A 2,435-nucleotide genomic window follows, 5' to 3' on the forward strand; every position below is an offset into this window, starting at 1 on the left:
CTCGGCACAACGTGATCCACCAGTCGCCGCAACCTTGGGCAGATCCTCCGGGTACCGATAGCGTTCGACGCCTAGGGTGAAGGCCGTCGAGATGGTGACACCGGGTACGGGATATGGAATCGAATTGGCCAGCGGCAGCAGTCCTTGCAAGGAGCACGTCAGCGCTTGGTTGTACCGGTTGGTGAGCTCGGTGGTCGGGACCAACAGATGCATCACATCGGTAATTCCCTGGCGGTTACCGCCGACCACGTCGTTGCCCACCTCGGCGAGACCGGTCACGGCCACCAGAAAGGCGTCGAGTGCGCGCTCTTCCTCAACGATGGTCTGGCTCAGATGTGTCGCGTTGTCCAGCACGGTGACGAGTTCGTCTCCGCTGTCGGCGTACGCGGCCAACACCTCTGGGGCAACAGCGATGTCGTGCTCCAAACTGGATCGACTCTGGTTCACGTCGGCGAGAAATGCCCCGAAATCTTCGAGAGACCTCCCGAAGCTCTCGCCGCGTCCGTTCACGCCCGTCGCAATCGCTCCGAGCGTCTCGTTGAGCTTGGCCGGATCGATCTTGGCCAGCACCGAGGACAGCTGCTGGAAGATAGTGTTTATTTCGACCGTGACATTTCCGGCGTCGAGTACCTGACCCGCTTCGAGGTTGCCAGGCCAGACTCCGGGCGGTGCGACGAGCTCAACGAACTTCGCCCCGAATACTGTCGTCGAAGCGATGCTGACCTCGACGTTGGACGGGATCATCTCCAGTTGGCCGGGATCGATCGCGAGGTGTAAAGCGGCGTTCCCGGATGGCAGCGACTCGATCGAGGCGACCCTGCCCACTTGAATCCCGCGCATCTGCACTTTCGCGTCGGGATTCATCATCAGCCCAGCACGAGGCGAAAGCACGGTTACCGGCACGGTTTCGGTGAAGCCACCCCTGAACATCTGCGCAACCAGCACCGCGATGCCGAGCACCGCCACCACGGTCGCCGCGCCCGCCAACGGCCGGATAACAGGATGCGGCATCGCGCTTCTCCCTCCCGCACCTTTGCGGTCCGTGGGCCACCGGCTATCGGTTTTGCGCAAAGCTAACCCGAGACAAACGACCGAGTCAACTATTTTATCGCGCGGGCACGCGCACGATTCCGGTCGACCGTGCCGACCGACTGCGCCGTTCGCGTGTCACGTCACCGCACCCAGAGTCTTCAGTTGGATGATCTGATCCCAATCCAAACCCAGTCCGGTGAGAATCTCGTCCGTCTGCTCCGCGAACTTCGGCGCCGGTTGCACATCGGGAGCACTCACATCGAACTGCACTGGGTTGGCAGCCAGCTCTAATTCGCCTGTCCGCAAAAGGTATTCATTGGACCGAACCTGGACGTCACGCGCGACCTGCAGGGTGTCCTGCACCGGGGCCCAAGGCCCGGCCAAGGTCGAAAACCGCTCTGACCATTCGGACAGCGTGCGGGTGGCAATCGTCTTCGCCAGAACGTCGGCCGCCTCGGCCGTATGGGCCGCTATCGAGTCGGCGGTGGCGAATCGCGGGTCGTCTGCAAGCTCGGACAGGTCCATGTGCCGGCACACGTCGGCCCAGAATTTCGTCGGTTGCAGCATCACGAATGAGATGTAGCGGTTGTCAGCCGTCGGGTAGAGCCCGACCAACGGATTGTTCGGAGCCCTGTTCGCATGTGCGGGCTGGGCCACGAGCAGCTGACCCAGGTGGTTCGTCAGCGAGATCGTATGGCCCATTGCCCAGACCCCGCTGCCCAGCAGGGAGACGTCGATCACCGATGCCTCGCCGGTCCGTTCTCGTTTGAGCAGAGCCGCTGCTACTCCGCCGGCGAGGTGGGTGCCGGAAATCGTGTCGCCGTATGCAGGGCCCGGCAGACTGATCATGCCGTCGATGTCCGGTGGCGTGATCGTGGCGGCAGCACCCGCACGGCACCAGAACGCGGTCATGTCGTAACCGCCCTTGCCGGCTTCGGGTCCCCGGGGGCCCAACGCGCTCCCCCTGGCGTAGATGATCGTCGGATTGATCGCCCGGATGTCGTCCACGTCGATGCCGAGCCTTGTCCGCGACTCGGGCAGAAAGCTGGTCAGAAAGACATCCGAACGCCTTGCGAGGTCGTAGAGCACCTCGCGGCCTTCGGGGATCGACATGTCCAGTCCGATACTCCGTTTGCCGCGGTTGGCGTTGTCGACGTTGGGATTCGGGTCACCTTCGACCACCAACGCACCGATCTGGCGTAGCCCTCGCTGCGGATCGCCCGTGACGGCGTGTTCGACCTTCGTCACTTCGGCGCCCCACTCCGCCAGTACTGCGCCTGCCGTCGGGACAAACCCGTACATCGCGACTTCGAGGACCCGGATGCCCTCCAGCGGCTTCACTGGACTGCTGCCGCGAAAGTCTTGCGCTCCATGAACTCCTCCAGCCCCGCAACGCCCAATTC

2 protein-coding genes are annotated in these 2,435 nt (G+C 63.2%); both read right to left on the reverse strand.

All coding sequences use genetic code 11. The features are described from left to right. Positions 1-1,011 (reverse strand): MCE family protein (locus VIQ49_RS24255; protein WP_331889148.1); only part of this gene is annotated, 1,011 nt, incomplete at its 3' end. A gap of 156 nt (positions 1,012-1,167) precedes the next feature. Further along, on the reverse strand, positions 1,168-2,373 hold the full coding sequence (locus VIQ49_RS24260; protein ID WP_331889149.1) for a CoA transferase: 1,206 nt from the start codon (positions 2,371-2,373) through the stop codon (positions 1,168-1,170). Positions 2,374-2,435 lie beyond the last annotated feature (62 nt).

The sequence above is a fragment of the Williamsia sp. genome (assembly GCF_036566845.1).
Taxonomy (GTDB): Bacteria; Actinomycetota; Actinomycetes; order Mycobacteriales; family Mycobacteriaceae; genus Williamsia.